Below are 14,855 nucleotides of genomic sequence, written 5' to 3'. Positions count from 1 at the left end.
AGGATCCGGAATCCGACAAGGATTCCGGATTTTTTTTATGCCTGCTGAAAGTTAAATCCGCGCCAGCGCCTGGGCCAGGTCGGCGCGCAGGTCTTCGACATCCTCGACCCCCACGGACAAACGCACCAGCGCATCGCCAATGCCGAGTTGCGCGCGGGTGTCTGCCGGGATGGTGGCGTGGGTCATGATTGCCGGGTGCTCGATCAGGCTTTCCACCCCGCCCAGGCTCTCGGCCAGGGCGAAGATCTGCACACTTTCGAGGAAGCGTCTGGCGCCGGCCAGGTCGCTGTTCAGGTCGAGGGAAATCATCCCGCCGAATCCTCGCATCTGCTGGCGTGCCAATTCGTGCTGCGGGTGCGACGGCAGGCCCGGATAGTAAACGCGCGCCACCTGCGGCTGACGCTCCAGCCATTGCGCCAGCTCCAGCGCGTTGCTGCAATGGCGCTCCATGCGCAACGCCAGGGTCTTCACCCCACGCAGGGTGAGGAACGCGTCAAACGGCCCGGCGATGGCGCCCACCGCGTTTTGCAGGAAGCCCAGGCGCTCGGCCAGTTCGGCGTTCTGACCGACCACCGCGATGCCACCGATCACGTCGGAGTGGCCGTTCAGGTACTTGGTCGTCGAGTGCACCACGATATCGAAACCCAGCTCCAGTGGACGCTGTATCCACGGGCTCGCAAAAGTGTTGTCGGCGACACAGAGGATGCCTCGCTCGCGGCAGATGCGCGCTATGGCGGCGAGATCAGACAGGCGCAGCAAAGGATTACTCGGCGTCTCGACACAGACCATCCGCGTGTCGTCCTGCAACGCAGCCTCGAAGGCCGCCAGGTCGGTCAAGTCGACGTAGCTGAAGCGATGCCCGGCACTGCGCTGACGCACCTTGTCGAACAGTCGGAACGTGCCGCCGTACAGGTCGTTGCCAGAGACGATGTGCGCGTTGGCGTCGAGCAGCTCCAGCACGGTGGAAATCGCCGCCAGCCCGGAGGCGAAGGCGAACGCCCGGGTTCCGCCCTCAAGGTCGGCCACGCAACGTTCCAGCGCAAAGCGCGTCGGGTTGTGCGAGCGCCCGTAGTCGAAGCCCTTGTGTACACCGGGGCTCTGTTGCAAATAGGTGGAGTTGGCATAAATCGGCGGCATCAGCGCCCCGGTGGAAGGATCCGGCGTCTGTCCGGCATGGATCACACGGGTGCCGAAGGCGCGTGGCGCGCCGGATTCATCGTGCTGACTCATGAAAGGGATCTCCGTAAGTGATTAAGCATGTCGACTCGTGTAATCAAACCGTGGAAGCCCGAGGCATCGGCGATGATTGCCACCAGCCCGCGATCGAGCTCCGCCTGCAACTCGGCCAGACTGGCGTCAGCCGGCAGGGTTTGCAACTTGTCCGTCATCGCGCTGGCCACGGGCATGCGCAAGTGCGAAGCGTCCTGGTGCACGCCCAGCAGAATATCGGACTCGTCGATCACGCCGATCAGCCGCTTTCCGTCCGCCAGGACCGGCAGTTGTGACACATCCGCCAGGCGCATGCGCTGGAAGGCCGTGAGCAGCGTGTCGTCGGGGCCGACGCTGATCACGCGACCGTCCTCGAAGCGCCGCGCGATCAGGTCGCGCAGATCGCCGTAGCGCTTGTATTGCAGCAGACCCTGATCGTTCATCCACTGATCGTTGTAGACCTTCGACAGGTAGCGGGTGCCGGTGTCGCAGACGAAGCTGACCACCCGCTTCGGCTCGGTCTGCTCGCGGCAGTAACGCAGGGCCGCTGCCAGTAATGTGCCGGTCGAGGAACCGCCAAGAATGCCTTCGGCGCGCAGCAACTGGCGGGCATGATCGAAGCTTTCCTCGTCGCTGATCGAATAGGCGTGGCGCACGCTGGAAAGGTCGGCAATCGACGGAATGAAGTCTTCACCGATGCCTTCCACCGCCCAGGAACCGGCCTTGCCGAGGGTGCCACTGCGGCTGTACTCGGCCATCACCGAGCCGACCGGGTCGGCCAGCACCATTTCCAGGTTCGGCTGCACGCGCTGGAAGAAGCGGGTCAGCCCGGTCAGCGTGCCGGCCGAACCGACGCCGACGACGATGGCGTCCAGGTCATGCTGGGTCTGCGCCCAGATCTCCGGCGCGGTGCTGCACTCGTGGGCCAGCGGGTTGGCCGGGTTGTTGAATTGATCGGCGAAGAAGGCATCGGGAATTTCCTGCGCCAGCCGCGCAGCGACGTCCTGGTAATAATCGGGATGGCCCTTGCCGACGTCGGAGCGGGTGATGTGCACCTCGGCGCCCATGGCCTTCAAGTGCAAAACCTTCTCGGTGGACATTTTGTCCGGTACCACCAGCACCACTCGATAGCCTTTGGCACGGCCGACCAGGGCCAGGCCCAGGCCGGTGTTGCCGGCGGTGGCCTCGACGATGGTGCCGCCGGGTTGCAGACGGCCATCGCGTTCGGCGGCGTCGATCATCGCCAGTCCGATGCGATCCTTGATCGAACCGCCAGGGTTCTGCGATTCGAGTTTGAGAAAAAGGGTGCACGGGCCGGTATCGAAGCGGCTGACGCGCACCAGCGGCGTATTGCCGATCAGTTCAAGCACGGCAGGGCGGGAGTCGTTTGGCATGTCGTTACCTCGCTGCGAGAATCCGCACTGGATGGACAGCGACTTGCGGCGAGTCATCGCGCGCCAGTCGCCAGGAATGCCTCGCTTGGAACATAGGCAGGGATTGCACCATCCGCAACCATCCGCAGCCAATCGGTCGCCTGGCGCTTTAACGGTTGCGCGGCAGAATCGACAGGAAATTGTCCCGTGCGACTTTTTTCGCCACCGGCTCAGGCAAGGCGTCGAGAAACGGATCGAAGCTACGCATTTCCTTACCCAGCTTGTTGAAACGTCCCACCACATCGGAGCCGAGCATGAAGCGATCCGGGAAGCGCTCCACCAGTTTCAGCCAGGCTTGCGAGGGTTGGCCCTGCGCATCCACCAGGTAAGGCGTCAGCATGCTCCAGGACAGGTCGATGTACAGATTGGGGTAAGCCTCGAGCATTCGGCTCAGGGTCGGCGACAGAAAATCCATCTGGGTCTGGTGCCGATGGATCTCGGCACTGGTGCCCGCGTGAGCCCAAATGAATCGCGTGTGCGGGTGATTACGCAGCGGCTCCTCGACTTCTGACAGGTACAGCGGATTTTTCTCACGCTTGGAGGTGATGTTGGAGTGCAGCATCACCGGCAAGTCGTTCTCGGCCGCGAGGTGATAGATCCGCGTCATCGCTTCGTTGTTGGCCCGTGGCGTGTCGCCGGAGGTCAGCGCGGTCAGGTCATCGTGCCGGGTAAACACTTCGCCGATCCCCTGCCACAACCCCGGATTGAGGTCGAGCATGCGCTGGATATGCGCCGCGGAGTTTTTGTCGTTGGGATTGAAGCCCGACAGGAACGGGTGAAAACGCTGACGCTGCTCGGGCGTCAGTTTGTTCACCGCCGCCGCGACGATCACATCCGTTGCGCTGTACCAATAGGCATCGGCGTCATCACCGGCGTAATAGCGCGGACGCTTCGGTTCGTCTTCGTGCCACTTCTTCGCCACCGGGATGCCGGAAATCATCACATGCTCAATGGCATTGTCGTCCATGGCCTTGAGCAGTTTCGGCATGCCGGCTGTCTCCTGGAAAAAGTCCACGTAGTGCAGGTGCGCATCGCTGTAGACGTATTCGCGTGCATCGGCATCAGCACTGGACAGCGCCAGCAAACAGGCAAGGCTCAAACGGAACAAGGGCACGGGCATTCTCCGGGGGCAGGAAAAACGTAGACCTCCGCACATTAGAGGCGGTTCAGCCTGTAAGAAAGTGGAACGCGCAACAGTAGGAATGCTCTATACCTTCAAGGTCTTTTTTGATCGAATGACTTTTTAGCCTGGGAGGCTTCTCATGACCGTTACCGTCAATACCGTTTCCGCCGAAGGTTTTCGTCACAGCGTCCAGATCGACGACCACGAACTCTTTGCCGATGTACCGACCACGTCTGGCGGCGAAGGCACGGCCCCTGAGCCACACGACTACTTCGACGCGGCCCTGGGCGCCTGCAAGGCCCTGACGCTGAAGATGTACGCGAAGAAGAAGGATATTCCGCTGACCGGCGTCACAGTCGAGGTCAAACGTGACAACAGCGAAGAGCAGAAAGGCAAATATGCCTTGCACGTCAAACTGACCCTCAAGGGTGTGCTCACCGACGCCCAGCGCGACGAGCTGCACCGCGTGGCCGACCGTTGCCCGGTGCACAAGCTGATGACCAGCTCTGAAGTCAGCATCGAAACCCATCTGTCCGAAGGTGCCTTCAGCCAATAGCGGCAAGGGCTGCACAAGCGGGTTATGCTCCACGCGTCACCCGCTCAGCCTGGAATGCACCATGAACACTCCGCTCGTGATCCGCCCTCGCGCCGAAGATGTCGAGGGCCAACCGATTCTGCGCCCGCTGCCGTCGGCCAAATGCCGCAGCGTCGGGCCTTTCGTGTTTTTTGACCACATGCTCGAAACCCGTTATCCGGCGGGTAAAGGCATGAACATCCGTCAGCACCCGCACATTGGTCTGTCCACCCTCACCTATCTGTTCCAAGGAAAAATCCAGCACAAGGACAGCCTGGGTTCCGATCAGGTGGTGGAGGCTGGCGATGTCAGCTGGATGACCGCGGGCAGTGCGATTGCTCACGTTGAACGTACTCCTGAAGCCTTGAAGGAAAGCGGCTTCACGATGCACGGTTTGCAGATTTGGCTGGCATCACCCAAGGAGCATGAACAGGGGCCGGGCCACTACAGCCATCACCCGGCGGCGACGTTGCCGGTCAGCGATAACCTTGGCGTGAAGATCCGGATGATTGCCGGGTCAGGCTTTTGCCTGGAATCGCCGGTTCCGGTGCTTTCTCCTACGTTGTATGCGGAATTGAACCTGCAAACGGCGACCACGCTGCTGATTCCCACCGAGCATGAAGAACGGGCGCTGTATGTGCTCAGCGGCGACGTACAGCTGGATGGCGAACTGCTGGAGCCGCATGCACTGGTGGTGTTGCCGGCCGGAGAGGAGCTGACGTTATTCGCCGAGAGCGACTGTCATGCGGTACTGTTTGGTGGGGCACCGCTGGACGGGCCGCGACGGATCAACTGGAATTTTGTGGCGAGCGACCCGGCGGCGATCGATGAAGCGCGGCGACGCTGGGCGGCTGGGGATTGGCCGACGGTGCCAGGGGAGGTTGAGCGGATCGAACTGCCTTAGGCCATCTGGCGTTAGTCAGGCCGCCATCGCGAGCAGGCTCGCTCCCACAGGGGAATGCATTCCAAATGTGGGAGCGAGCCTGCTCGCGATGAGGCCAGCCCTGACACCAACAATGTCAGGGAACGACATCAGCCGCTAAACACTTCATCCAGCAAATTGTGCATCGAGGCAAACGCACGCCCCGCCGTCTTCGCGTCATACATCATCTTGCCCGGCACATTCGCATGCGGGTCAGTAAACGAATGCACCGCGCCGCCGTAGCTCAGCAGTTGCCAATCCACGCCCGCCGCATTCATTTCCTCTTCAAACGCTGGCAATTGCTCTTTCGGCACCAAGGGGTCGGATGCGCCGTGCAGCACCAGCACCGAGCCCTTGATGTTTTTCGCATCGTTGACGTTCGGCGTATCCAGCGTGCCATGGAACGACACCGCCGCTTTTACCGACGCGCCCGTGCGGGCCAGTTCCAGCGCACAGCAACCACCGAAGCAGAAACCGAAGGTTGCCAGCTTCGAGGTATCGACCGCAGCCTCACCCTGTACTTGCAACTGTTCGAATGCCGCCTGCATGCGCTTGCGCAGCAAAACGCGGTCGTTCTTCAGCGGCATCATCGCTGCGCCCGCCTCGTCGGCGTTCTGCGGACGTACCGACTGACCGTACAGGTCCGCGATCAACACCACATAACCCTTGGCCGCCACCGACTTCGCAATTTCCTCGGCACCGGCACTGACGCCCATCCAGTTTGGCGCCAACAACAGACCGGGTCGTGGGCCTTTGTGGCCGGCATCGAACGCCAAACGGCTTTCATAAGACTGGCCATCAATCTGATAAGCGACGGAACGAACAGTGATTTGGCTCATGACTAACTCCCAGCAAAAGACACCAGAATGAAAAAACCCGCCGAAGCGGGTTTTTGTACAACTCAGTTAAACCGACAGTTCAACCAGCAGCTTGTTGAGGCGGCGCACATACGCGGCCGGGTCTTTCAAGCTATCGCCGGCGGCCAGGGCCGCCTGATCGAAGAGGATGTGCGACAGGTCGCCGAAGCGTTCGTCGCTCTGCTCGTTGTCGAGCTTCTCGATCAGCGGGTGAGCCGGGTTGAATTCGAAGATCGGCTTCGAATCCGGAACCTTCTGACCGCTGGCTTCGAGGATCTGACGCATCTGCATGCCCAGGTCCTGCTCGCCAATGGCCAGAATCGCCGGGGAATCGGTCAGACGGTGAGAAACCCGCACTTCGGCAACAGAGTCGCCCAAAGCAGTTTTCAGACGCTCAACCAGGCCTTCTTTGGACTTGGCGACTTCTTCCGCGGCTTTCTTGTCTTCTTCCGAGTCCAGGTTGCCCAGGTCCAGGTCACCGCGCGCCACGTCGACAAAGCTCTTGCCGTCGAAGTCGCTGAGGTAGCTCATCAGCCACTCGTCGATGCGGTCGGTCAGCAGCAGCACTTCGATGCCTTTCTTGCGGAAGACTTCCAGGTGCGGGCTGTTTTTGACTTGCGCGTAGGTTTCGCCGGTCAGGTAGTAGATCTTGTCCTGACCTTCCTTGGCGCGTGCCAGGTACTCGGTCAGACCGACCACTTGCTCGCCTTCATCACCGTTGGTCGATGCGAAACGCAGCAGGCCAGCGATTTTCTCTTTGTTGGCGAAGTCTTCTGCCGGGCCTTCTTTCATGACCTGGCCGAAGTTTTTCCAGAAGCCCTTGTATTGCTCAGGCTCGTTCTTCGCCAGTTTTTCCAGCATGTCCAGAACGCGCTTGGTCAGTGCCGACTTCATGGAGTCGATGATCGGGTCTTTCTGCAGGATTTCCCGCGACACGTTCAGCGACAGGTCATTGGAATCGACCACGCCTTTGATGAAGCGCAGGTACAGCGGCAGGAACGACTCGGCCTGGTCCATGACGAATACGCGTTGTACGTACAGCTTCAGGCCTTTCGGCGCTTCACGCTGGTACAGGTCGAACGGAGCACGGGTCGGCACGTACAGCAGCGAGCTGTATTCAAGCTTGCCTTCGACCTTGTTGTGGCTCCAGCTCAGCGGATTCTCGAAATCGTGAGCGATGTGTTTGTAGAACTCCTGGTATTCCTCGTCCTTGATCTCGGTGCGAGGACGGGTCCACAGGGCGCTGGCGCGGTTGACGGTTTCCCATTCAACGGCCGGCTTCTCTTCGCCTTCGACGGCTGCCACTTCTTTCGGCAACTCGATCGGCAAAGCGATGTGGTCGGAGTACTTCTTGATGATGTTGCGCAGACGCCAGCCATCGGCGAATTCGTCTTCACCGGACTTCAGGTGCAAGACGATACGGGTGCCGCGCTCGGCTTTCTCAACGGTGGCAACTTCAAAGTCGCCTTCACCCTTGGACGACCAGTGCACGCCTTCGCTGGCAGCAGCACCGGCACGACGGCTGAACACGTCAACTTTATCGGCAACGATGAAGGCCGAGTAGAAGCCGACACCGAACTGACCGATCAGGTGCGAATCTTTCTTCTGATCGCCGGACAGGTGTTTCATGAAGTCGGCAGTACCGGATTTGGCGATGGTACCCAGATGGGTGATCGCGTCTTCACGGCTCATGCCGATGCCGTTGTCTTCGAGGGTGACGGTTTTGGCGTCCTTGTCGAAGCTCACACGGATTTTCAGTTCGGCGCCACCTTCCAGCAGTTCAGGCTTGGACAGGGCTTCGAAACGTAATTTGTCGACAGCGTCAGAGGCGTTCGAGATCAATTCGCGAAGGAAAATTTCCTTGTTGGAATACAGCGAATGGATCATGAGGTGCAGCAGTTGCTTCACCTCGGTCTGGAAGCCCAGGGTTTCCTTTTGAGTTTCCACACTCATGGTCATCAAACTCCAATCAGATGGCAGTGGCCGTGACCTTCAGGGTCGACGGCGGGTTGTCATCAGAGTTTGGGGCTGAGTTCAGGATTTCAAGGGCTCTTCAATTTTGAAATGACCGCGAGCCGTGGCAATCGGTTCGGCTTCGGTGGTTTGCCAGGCCGTAATCGCCACGTTTGCCACGCGTCGGCCCTGGCGGCAGACCTGACATTTGGCCCAGGTGTCGCGAAACTGCCCCGCTCGCAGGTAGTCGAGGGAGAAGTCGATGATCTTCGGCACACCGGGTGAACCGGTGAAAATCAGCAGGTGCAGCGCTGCGGACAGCTCCATGAACCCGGCGATCACCCCACCATGGATGGCGGGCAGTAAAGGGTTACCAATGTTGTCCTTGTTGGCCGGCAGGCGAAACAGCAATTCATCCCCGACACGGGAACACTCGATGCCGATCAGTTTGGCGTAGGGAAGCAAATGCAGCAGCGAGGCGTAGTCCCCCAGCTCATGGGCCTGCTGAAGTTGTTCCTTGAAAGTGTCAGTCATTTCGCGCCTCCGGCGATCGCACCGCCAATACCCTTGGTGCCTTTGACGGCCTTGCCCATGCGCATGAAGGTGCCGACGACATGGGCGATGGGCTGCTCCGGATCGTCCTGGTAGGCAAAGCCTCGAGCGAAGATCACGTCGGTGGTCACCCGGTAACATTGGGCGAAACCGTAGACGTCCTTGTGAGGCTCGGCAGCGTGCATGTAGTCGATGCGCAAATCGAGGGTCGGACAGACTTCAAATTCGGGCAGGACGCAGAGGGTCGACATGCCGCACGCGGTGTCCATCAGGGACGTTAGCGCCCCACCATGGATCACCCCGGTCTGCGGATTGCCGACGATTTGCGGGCTGTACGGCAAGATGACCGTCAGTCCGTCGCTACTGGCGCTGTGAACGCGCAAACCCAGTACCTGACAATGCCTGAGCGCTGAAAGAAATCGCGTCGCGCGCTCAAAAACGGGGTTTTCGGCCATGTGATAAACACTCTTCTTAGTATTCGGAGATCGTATTCAGCGTATTCGTAAAAGTTCCCGTGGGAACAATCTTATATATCTGAACGAATTGAGGAACTTAACCCTGATGGCTGTGCTCGAAAGGCCAGTAGATATTTTCCATAAGGAGATACACCCCATGCGTAAGACTTTAGCTATTGCCTTGATGTTGACCGCTTCCCTCGGTCTCGCTGCCTGCGATAAAAAATCCGAGGACAAAGCTCAAGATGCTAACCAACATGCCGAGCAAGCTCAGCAAGACATGAACAAAGCTCAGGATAAAGTGAACGACGCTGCGAAAGAAAACGCCGAAGCTGCCAAAGCTCAGGCCGAATCGAACGAAGCTGCAGCAAAAGAAGCACCTAAAAACTAAAACAGTTTTTAGCGTGATAAAGAAAACCCGCCAAGTGCGGGTTTTCTTTTGCCTGTCATTCAGCCCGTTAGAGCAAAATAGTTCTAAAAGTCGGACTAATCATCAGCAGCAAACAACACACTAATCCGATGAACCACACCAGACTGCGTTGCCAGGCAAGATCGGCCCAATAGCACAGTAAATAAATGATCCGGGTAATCACAAAGATGATTGCCAGCGAGTCGATCAGCCACCCCGCCGTTTGCGTGGTGTGCGCCATCAACACCCCCACCGCAAATAATAGGAACGCCTCGAAGCAGTTTTGATGCGCTGCCACCGCACGGGCGCCGAAGCCGGTCAGTTGTGCTTGTTGCTGACGCGGTAAGTGATTGTTGTAACCGCCCTGCTCTTTCATCGCTTTGGCAACAGGCATGCGAGCGACGTAAATCAGCAATGCGCTGATAAACACACACCAGAACGGAATACTCATCAAGCGGCCTCTTTGTTGGCTTCGGGCAATGGTGCCTCTGTAGGGGTATAGACCATCACATCGAGAACGTCGGAATGAAACTCCCGGCGATACAACACCAGCACCACACCGGCACTCATCAACATGAACAGCCACGGGCTGACGAACCAGGCCAGCATGGTCATGCCGAAGTAGTAAGAACGCAGGCCAAAGTTGAACTGGTTGGCGGCCATGGAGATGACCCGGGCCGCGCGGGCCGCAAAGGCTTTGCGCTCTTGTTCGGACACGTGGCGCTCGCCAATCATTGGCGCCGATCCGATCAAGATGGCGGCGAAGTTGTACTGGCGCATGCACCAGCTGAACGTGAAAAACGCATACACAAACACCAGCGCCAGGCACAGCAACTTGATCTCGGACATGCCTTGGGACGCCTGTTGCACCATCGGAATATCCGCCAGCAACGACACGGCCCGTTCGGACGCGCCGAGCACCGTCAGAATACCGGCCAGGATAATCAGTGTGCTGGAAGCAAAGAACGAGGCGTTGCGCTCCAGGTTGCCGACCACGCTGGCGTCGGCGATGCGGTTGTCGCGGAGCAGCATGCGGCGCATCCAGTCTTCACGGTACAAGTGCAACACACTGGCCAGGCACGCGGTGTCGCGGCCTTTCCACGAGGCATACCGGGTGTAACCGCCCCAGCAGATGACAAACCAGACGGCGGCGAGGATGTGGATGATGTTGGCGTGGATGAACGACATGCAGGTCCTTGTGATGTAGATGCGGTGTACCTGGCCCCTGTGGGAGCGGGCTTGCTCGCGAAGACGGCTTATCATTCAACATTGATGTCGACTGACCCACCGCCTTCGCGAGCAAGCCCGCTCCCACAGGGGATTTGCAGTGCTTCGACGTTAGCTGACAAAAAAAGACACCGCATCACGCGCATAAAAAATGCCCCGCATCGATTGATACGGGGCATTTCTGTAGATGCTCATGACCCGCTTGTGACGGGCCGAAGCCGCTTAAGCCAGCGCTTCTTCGCGCTTGCCCAGCAGACGGTCGCACACCACCGCGACCACCAGGGTCATGACCGACGGCACGAGCCACGCCAGGCCCTGCGCGCTCAGCGGCAGATGGGACAGCTGAGTCGGCATCCAGTCCGCCAGACCCGCGCCCTTGAGCGCATCGATCATGCCGAAGATGAACGACACCAGCATCACCGGGCCGACGATACGGCCCTGTTCATGCCAGAAGTCTTTGCAGAAGCTCAGCGCCACCAGGGCGATGCACGGTGGGTAAATCGCTGTCAGCACCGGGATCGAGAACGCAATCAGATTGGTGAGGCCCAGGTTGGACACCAGCAGGGAGAACGCGGCAAGGATGATGACCAATGTCTTGTAGGACAGCGGCAGCACACCGCTGAAGTATTCAGCACAGGCGCAGGTCAGACCGACAGCCGTGACCAGACAGGCCAGGGAGATCAGCACCGCGAGGAAACCGCTGCCCAACGAACCGAAGGTGTGTTGAACATAGGCGTGCAACACCGCAGCGCCGTTGGTTGCACCGGCCGCCACTTCATGGCTGCCGGAACCGAGACGGAACAGGCTGACGTACACCAGCGCCAGGCCCACGCCGGCAATCAGACCGGCAATGATCGCGTAACGGGTGATCAGCACCGGCGATTCGACGCCACGGGAGCGGATCGCGTTGACGATGACGATGCCGAACACCAGTGCGCCGAGGGTATCCATGGTCAGGTAACCATTGATGAACCCTTGGGAGAACGGTGCCGCCACGTATTCCGGGGTGGCCACGCCGATGTCGCCGGCCGGCAGCGCGAACGCGGCAATGCCGAGTGCGGCCAGGGCGATGATCTTCAGCGGTGCGAGGAAACGTCCTACGGTATCCAGCAAACGCCCCGGATAGAGCGAAATGAAGAACACCAGCAGGAAGTACACCGAGCTGTAGAGGAACAGCGCCAACGGGCTTTCGCCGGTCAACGGCGCCAGGCCGACTTCGAACGACACGGTCGCGGTGCGCGGTGTGGCGAACAACGGGCCCACGGCGAGGTAGCACGCGGCGGCCAGCAGGCCACCGGCGATTTTGCCGATCGGGCTGCTCAACGCATCCATCGCACCACCGACCTTGGCCAGCGCAATCACGGTGATCACTGGCAGACCGACCGCGGTGATCAGAAAGCCCAGCGCTGCCATCCAGACATTAGGCCCGGACTGCAAACCGACGATAGGCGGGAAGATGATGTTGCCAGCCCCGACGAACAGGGCAAATGTCATAAAACCAAGTGCCAGGATGTCCTGACCTTTCAAAACTTTCATTAAGGAAATATCCACACTACTGAATCGGAATTTAGAGAGGGATTTCCCTTGTGGGTGAGGGAAATGCTGTCGGTCCGTATAGGACTGACCCGTTTAGCGCGACGCTTCCTTGTGGGACGCAAACGCAAAAATGGCGGCTAGCCTAACGAATTCGCCCGACAAACGCACTGTTAAGGGGCGATCTATCCGATACACGACATTTCTGTGTCGCGTTTACATATCTAATTTACCTACCTCAGGGGGATCGTTCCCACGCTCTGCGTGGGAATGTATCCCGTGACGCTCTGCGTCACATTCAAAAGCGGAACGCGGAGCGTCCCCGGCGGCATTCCCACGCAGAGCGTGGGAATGATCACCCGGAAACGACAAAGGCCACCCGAAGGTGGCCTTTGTTTGGTGAAGCGTCAGCTAAGCGCGAGGCTTACTTGATCGCCCAACCGGTCAGCTCGGACAAAGCCTTGCCGATGTCTGCCAGCGAACGCACGGTTTTAACGCCTGCGTCTTCCAGGGCAGCAAACTTCTCGTCTGCAGTGCCTTTGCCGCCAGAGATGATTGCGCCAGCATGGCCCATGCGCTTGCCTGCAGGGGCAGTCACACCAGCGATGTAGGAAACAACCGGCTTGGTCACGTGTGCCTTGATGTAGGCAGCCGCTTCTTCTTCAGCCGAACCGCCGATCTCGCCGATCATAACGATCGCTTCGGTCTTCGGGTCTTCCTGGAACAGCTTCAGGATGTCGATGAAGTTCGAACCCGGGATCGGGTCACCACCGATGCCGACGCAAGTCGACTGACCGAAACCGGCGTCAGTAGTCTGCTTGACAGCTTCGTAGGTCAGGGTGCCGGAACGGGAAACGATACCGACCTTGCCTGGCAAGTGAATGTGACCTGGCATGATGCCGATCTTGCATTCGCCTGGGGTGATCACGCCTGGGCAGTTAGGACCGATCAGGACTACGCCCAGTTCGTCGCACTTGACCTTGGCATCCAGCATATCCAGGGTAGGAATGCCTTCAGTGATGCAAACGATCAGCTTGATGCCGCCGAAGGCTGCTTCCAGGATGGAGTCTTTGCAGAAAGGAGCTGGAACGTAGATCACGCTGGCGGTGGCGCCAGTGGCAGCTACAGCATCTTTCACGGTGTTGAACACTGGCAGGCCCAGGTGCTCGGTGCCGCCTTTGCCCGGAGTAACGCCACCGACCATCTTGGTGCCGTATTCGATGGCTTGCTGGGTGTGGAAACTACCTTGCGAACCGGTAATACCCTGGCAGATAACTTTGGTGTCTTTATTGATCAGGACGCTCATTATTTGCCCTCCGCAGCTTTAACGACTTGTTGAGCAGCGTCGGTCAGGCTGGTAGCAGCGATGATGTTCAAACCGCTTTCTGCCAGTACTTTAGCGCCCAGCTCAGCGTTGTTGCCTTCAAGGCGAACAACAACCGGGATTTTCACGCCGACTTCTTTCACTGCACCGATGATGCCTTCGGCAATCATGTCGCAACGAACGATGCCGCCGAAGATGTTGACCAGTACTGCAGCGACGTTAGTGTCGGACAGGATGATCTTGAAGGCTTCGGTAACGCGTTCTTTGGTAGCACCGCCGCCCACGTCGAGGAAGTTGGCTGGTTTGCCGCCATGCAGGTTGACGATGTCCATGGTACCCATGGCCAGGCCAGCACCGTTGACCATGCAACCGATGTTGCCTTCCAGTGCTACGTAGTTCAGTTCGAACTTGGCAGCGTGCGCTTCGCGCGGATCGTCTTGCGACGGATCGTGGAAAGTCTTCAGCTTAGGCTGACGGTACATGGCGTTGGCGTCGATGTTGATCTTGGCGTCGAGGCAATGCAGATCGCCGTCAGCCTTGATCACCAGCGGGTTCACTTCCAGCAGAGCCAGGTCGTGATCCTTGAACAGCTTGGCCAGACCTACGAAGATCTTGGCGAACTGAGCAACTTGCTTGCCTTCCAGACCCAGCTGGAATGCCAGCTCGCGACCCTGGAATGGCTGAGCGCCAACCAGTGGATCGATAGTGGCTTTCAGAATTTTTTCTGGAGTGTCGTGAGCGATTTTCTCGATATCCACGCCACCTTCGGTGGAAGCCATGAACACGATGCGACGGCTTGAACGGTCAACGACAGCGCCCAGGTACAGCTCTTTAGCGATATCAGTGCACGATTCAACCAGGATCTTGGTGACTGGCTGACCATTGGCATCAGTCTGGTAAGTCACCAGACGCTTGCCCAACCACTGTTGAGCGAATGCTTTGGCGTCTTCTTTGCTGCGAACCAGCTTTACGCCGCCCGCTTTACCGCGACCACCTGCGTGAACCTGGGCTTTGACAACCCATTCGGTCCCGCCGATTTTGTCGCACGCTTCTGCTGCTGCTTCCGGGGTGTCTACGGCGAAACCCTGGGATACTGGCAGGCCGTATTCAGCGAAGAGCTGCTTACCCTGATACTCGTGAAGATTCATGCTTATTACCGTCTTCGTTAGGTACTGCGCATTCGGTGCTGCACTTGTTCAAGTGCCGCACCACCTGTGACTGCTGCTCGCGTAGCCTTTCCGGTCAACCGGTGCAACTACGCGAGACTGCGTCCAGCGGATATTC

Annotated in this window: 15 protein-coding genes; 3 read left to right on the top strand and 12 right to left on the bottom strand. The window is 58.9% G+C overall.

The features are described from left to right. Positions 1 to 51 precede the first annotated feature (51 nt). From ACA072_RS08270 to ACA072_RS08260, 3 genes are all read right to left on the bottom strand, one after another. Positions 52 to 1,230, bottom strand: a complete 1,179-nt coding sequence (locus ACA072_RS08270) for a trans-sulfuration enzyme family protein (protein ID WP_497623926.1) — start codon at positions 1,228 to 1,230, stop codon at positions 52 to 54. After that, positions 1,227 to 2,603 (bottom strand): pyridoxal-phosphate dependent enzyme, encoded by a 1,377-nt coding sequence (locus tag ACA072_RS08265; protein ID WP_403101004.1) that lies wholly within the window; start codon positions 2,601 to 2,603, stop codon positions 1,227 to 1,229. Before ACA072_RS08265 ends, ACA072_RS08270 begins: the two co-directional genes overlap by 4 nt. Positions 2,604 to 2,751: 148 nt before the next feature. After that, on the bottom strand, positions 2,752 to 3,762 hold the full coding sequence (locus tag ACA072_RS08260; RefSeq protein ID WP_497623925.1) for an amidohydrolase family protein: 1,011 nt from the start codon (positions 3,760 to 3,762) through the stop codon (positions 2,752 to 2,754). 142 nt (positions 3,763 to 3,904) lie between these two features. Here ACA072_RS08260 and ACA072_RS08255 point away from each other — a divergent pair, with 142 nt between their 5' ends. Then, positions 3,905 to 4,321, top strand: a complete 417-nt coding sequence (locus tag ACA072_RS08255) for an OsmC family protein (protein WP_109628644.1) — start codon at positions 3,905 to 3,907, stop codon at positions 4,319 to 4,321. 61 nt (positions 4,322 to 4,382) lie between these two features. Next, positions 4,383 to 5,243 (top strand): pirin family protein, encoded by an 861-nt coding sequence (locus tag ACA072_RS08250; RefSeq protein WP_497623924.1) that lies wholly within the window; start codon positions 4,383 to 4,385, stop codon positions 5,241 to 5,243. 128 nt (positions 5,244 to 5,371) lie between these two features. Here ACA072_RS08250 and ACA072_RS08245 read toward each other — a convergent pair whose 3' ends face one another. From ACA072_RS08245 to ACA072_RS08230, 4 genes are all read right to left on the bottom strand, one after another. Further along, positions 5,372 to 6,100, bottom strand: a complete 729-nt coding sequence (locus ACA072_RS08245) for a dienelactone hydrolase family protein (protein ID WP_497623923.1) — start codon at positions 6,098 to 6,100, stop codon at positions 5,372 to 5,374. A 66-nt stretch (positions 6,101 to 6,166) separates the two neighbouring features. Beyond that, positions 6,167 to 8,071, bottom strand: a complete 1,905-nt coding sequence (htpG, locus tag ACA072_RS08240) for a molecular chaperone HtpG (protein ID WP_497623922.1) — start codon at positions 8,069 to 8,071, stop codon at positions 6,167 to 6,169. 81 nt (positions 8,072 to 8,152) lie between these two features. Further along, positions 8,153 to 8,605 carry a PaaI family thioesterase gene (locus ACA072_RS08235; protein WP_497623921.1) on the bottom strand — a complete coding sequence of 151 codons (453 nt, stop codon included), beginning with the start codon at positions 8,603 to 8,605 and terminating at the stop codon, positions 8,153 to 8,155. After that, the gene (locus ACA072_RS08230; protein WP_497623920.1) at positions 8,602 to 9,078 is read right to left on the bottom strand and encodes a PaaI family thioesterase; all 477 of its coding nucleotides are present in this window, start codon (positions 9,076 to 9,078) and stop codon (positions 8,602 to 8,604) included. The genes ACA072_RS08235 and ACA072_RS08230 overlap by 4 nt, the downstream gene beginning before the upstream one ends. Positions 9,079 to 9,235: 157 nt before the next feature. Between ACA072_RS08230 and ACA072_RS08225 the strand changes: the two genes are divergently transcribed. Next, positions 9,236 to 9,469, top strand: a complete 234-nt coding sequence (locus tag ACA072_RS08225) for a hypothetical protein (protein ID WP_064679026.1) — start codon at positions 9,236 to 9,238, stop codon at positions 9,467 to 9,469. 67 nt (positions 9,470 to 9,536) lie between these two features. On the opposite strand, the gene ACA072_RS08220 is transcribed toward ACA072_RS08225, so the two are convergent. From ACA072_RS08220 to sucC, 5 genes are all read right to left on the bottom strand, one after another. Beyond that, positions 9,537 to 9,938 carry an MAPEG family protein gene (locus ACA072_RS08220; RefSeq protein ID WP_497623919.1) on the bottom strand — a complete coding sequence of 134 codons (402 nt, stop codon included), beginning with the start codon at positions 9,936 to 9,938 and terminating at the stop codon, positions 9,537 to 9,539. Further along, complete coding sequence (locus ACA072_RS08215) at positions 9,938 to 10,675, bottom strand: DUF599 domain-containing protein (RefSeq protein ID WP_461957848.1); 738 nt, start codon at positions 10,673 to 10,675, stop codon at positions 9,938 to 9,940. Before ACA072_RS08215 ends, ACA072_RS08220 begins: the two co-directional genes overlap by 1 nt. A gap of 261 nt (positions 10,676 to 10,936) precedes the next feature. Further along, positions 10,937 to 12,250 (bottom strand): branched-chain amino acid transport system II carrier protein, encoded by a 1,314-nt coding sequence (brnQ, locus tag ACA072_RS08210; RefSeq protein WP_497623918.1) that lies wholly within the window; start codon positions 12,248 to 12,250, stop codon positions 10,937 to 10,939. Positions 12,251 to 12,671: 421 nt separating this feature from the next. After that, complete coding sequence (gene sucD / locus ACA072_RS08205) at positions 12,672 to 13,553, bottom strand: succinate--CoA ligase subunit alpha (protein WP_008148605.1); 882 nt, start codon at positions 13,551 to 13,553, stop codon at positions 12,672 to 12,674. Continuing rightward, positions 13,553 to 14,719: an ADP-forming succinate--CoA ligase subunit beta gene (gene sucC / locus ACA072_RS08200; protein ID WP_008148602.1), complete on the bottom strand. Its 1,167-nt coding sequence runs from the start codon at positions 14,717 to 14,719 to the stop codon at positions 13,553 to 13,555. Before sucC ends, sucD begins: the two co-directional genes overlap by 1 nt. Positions 14,720 to 14,855 lie beyond the last annotated feature (136 nt).

The sequence above is a fragment of the Pseudomonas sp. LBUM1656 genome (genome assembly GCF_059716065.1).
This window is presented reverse-complemented; position numbering and strand designations above follow the sequence as displayed.

Bases quoted from the DNA above. Each gene is read 5' to 3' on its own strand.
- ACA072_RS08270 (WP_497623926.1), bottom strand. From the start codon at position 1,230: ATGAGTCAGCACGATGAATCCGGCGCGCCACGCGCCTTCGGCACCCGT.
- ACA072_RS08265 (WP_403101004.1), bottom strand. From the start codon at position 2,603: ATGCCAAACGACTCCCGCCCTGCCGTGCTTGAACTGATCGGCAATACG.
- ACA072_RS08260 (WP_497623925.1), bottom strand. From the start codon at position 3,762: ATGCCCGTGCCCTTGTTCCGTTTGAGCCTTGCCTGTTTGCTGGCGCTG.
- ACA072_RS08255 (WP_109628644.1), top strand. From the start codon at position 3,905: ATGACCGTTACCGTCAATACCGTTTCCGCCGAAGGTTTTCGTCACAGC.
- ACA072_RS08250 (WP_497623924.1), top strand. From the start codon at position 4,383: ATGAACACTCCGCTCGTGATCCGCCCTCGCGCCGAAGATGTCGAGGGC.
- ACA072_RS08245 (WP_497623923.1), bottom strand. From the start codon at position 6,100: ATGAGCCAAATCACTGTTCGTTCCGTCGCTTATCAGATTGATGGCCAG.
- htpG (WP_497623922.1), bottom strand. From the start codon at position 8,071: ATGAGTGTGGAAACTCAAAAGGAAACCCTGGGCTTCCAGACCGAGGTG.
- ACA072_RS08235 (WP_497623921.1), bottom strand. From the start codon at position 8,605: ATGACTGACACTTTCAAGGAACAACTTCAGCAGGCCCATGAGCTGGGG.
- ACA072_RS08230 (WP_497623920.1), bottom strand. From the start codon at position 9,078: ATGGCCGAAAACCCCGTTTTTGAGCGCGCGACGCGATTTCTTTCAGCG.
- ACA072_RS08225 (WP_064679026.1), top strand. From the start codon at position 9,236: ATGCGTAAGACTTTAGCTATTGCCTTGATGTTGACCGCTTCCCTCGGT.
- ACA072_RS08220 (WP_497623919.1), bottom strand. From the start codon at position 9,938: ATGAGTATTCCGTTCTGGTGTGTGTTTATCAGCGCATTGCTGATTTAC.
- ACA072_RS08215 (WP_461957848.1), bottom strand. From the start codon at position 10,675: ATGTCGTTCATCCACGCCAACATCATCCACATCCTCGCCGCCGTCTGG.
- brnQ (WP_497623918.1), bottom strand. From the start codon at position 12,250: ATGAAAGTTTTGAAAGGTCAGGACATCCTGGCACTTGGTTTTATGACA.
- sucD (WP_008148605.1), bottom strand. From the start codon at position 13,553: ATGAGCGTCCTGATCAATAAAGACACCAAAGTTATCTGCCAGGGTATT.
- sucC (WP_008148602.1), bottom strand. From the start codon at position 14,719: ATGAATCTTCACGAGTATCAGGGTAAGCAGCTCTTCGCTGAATACGGC.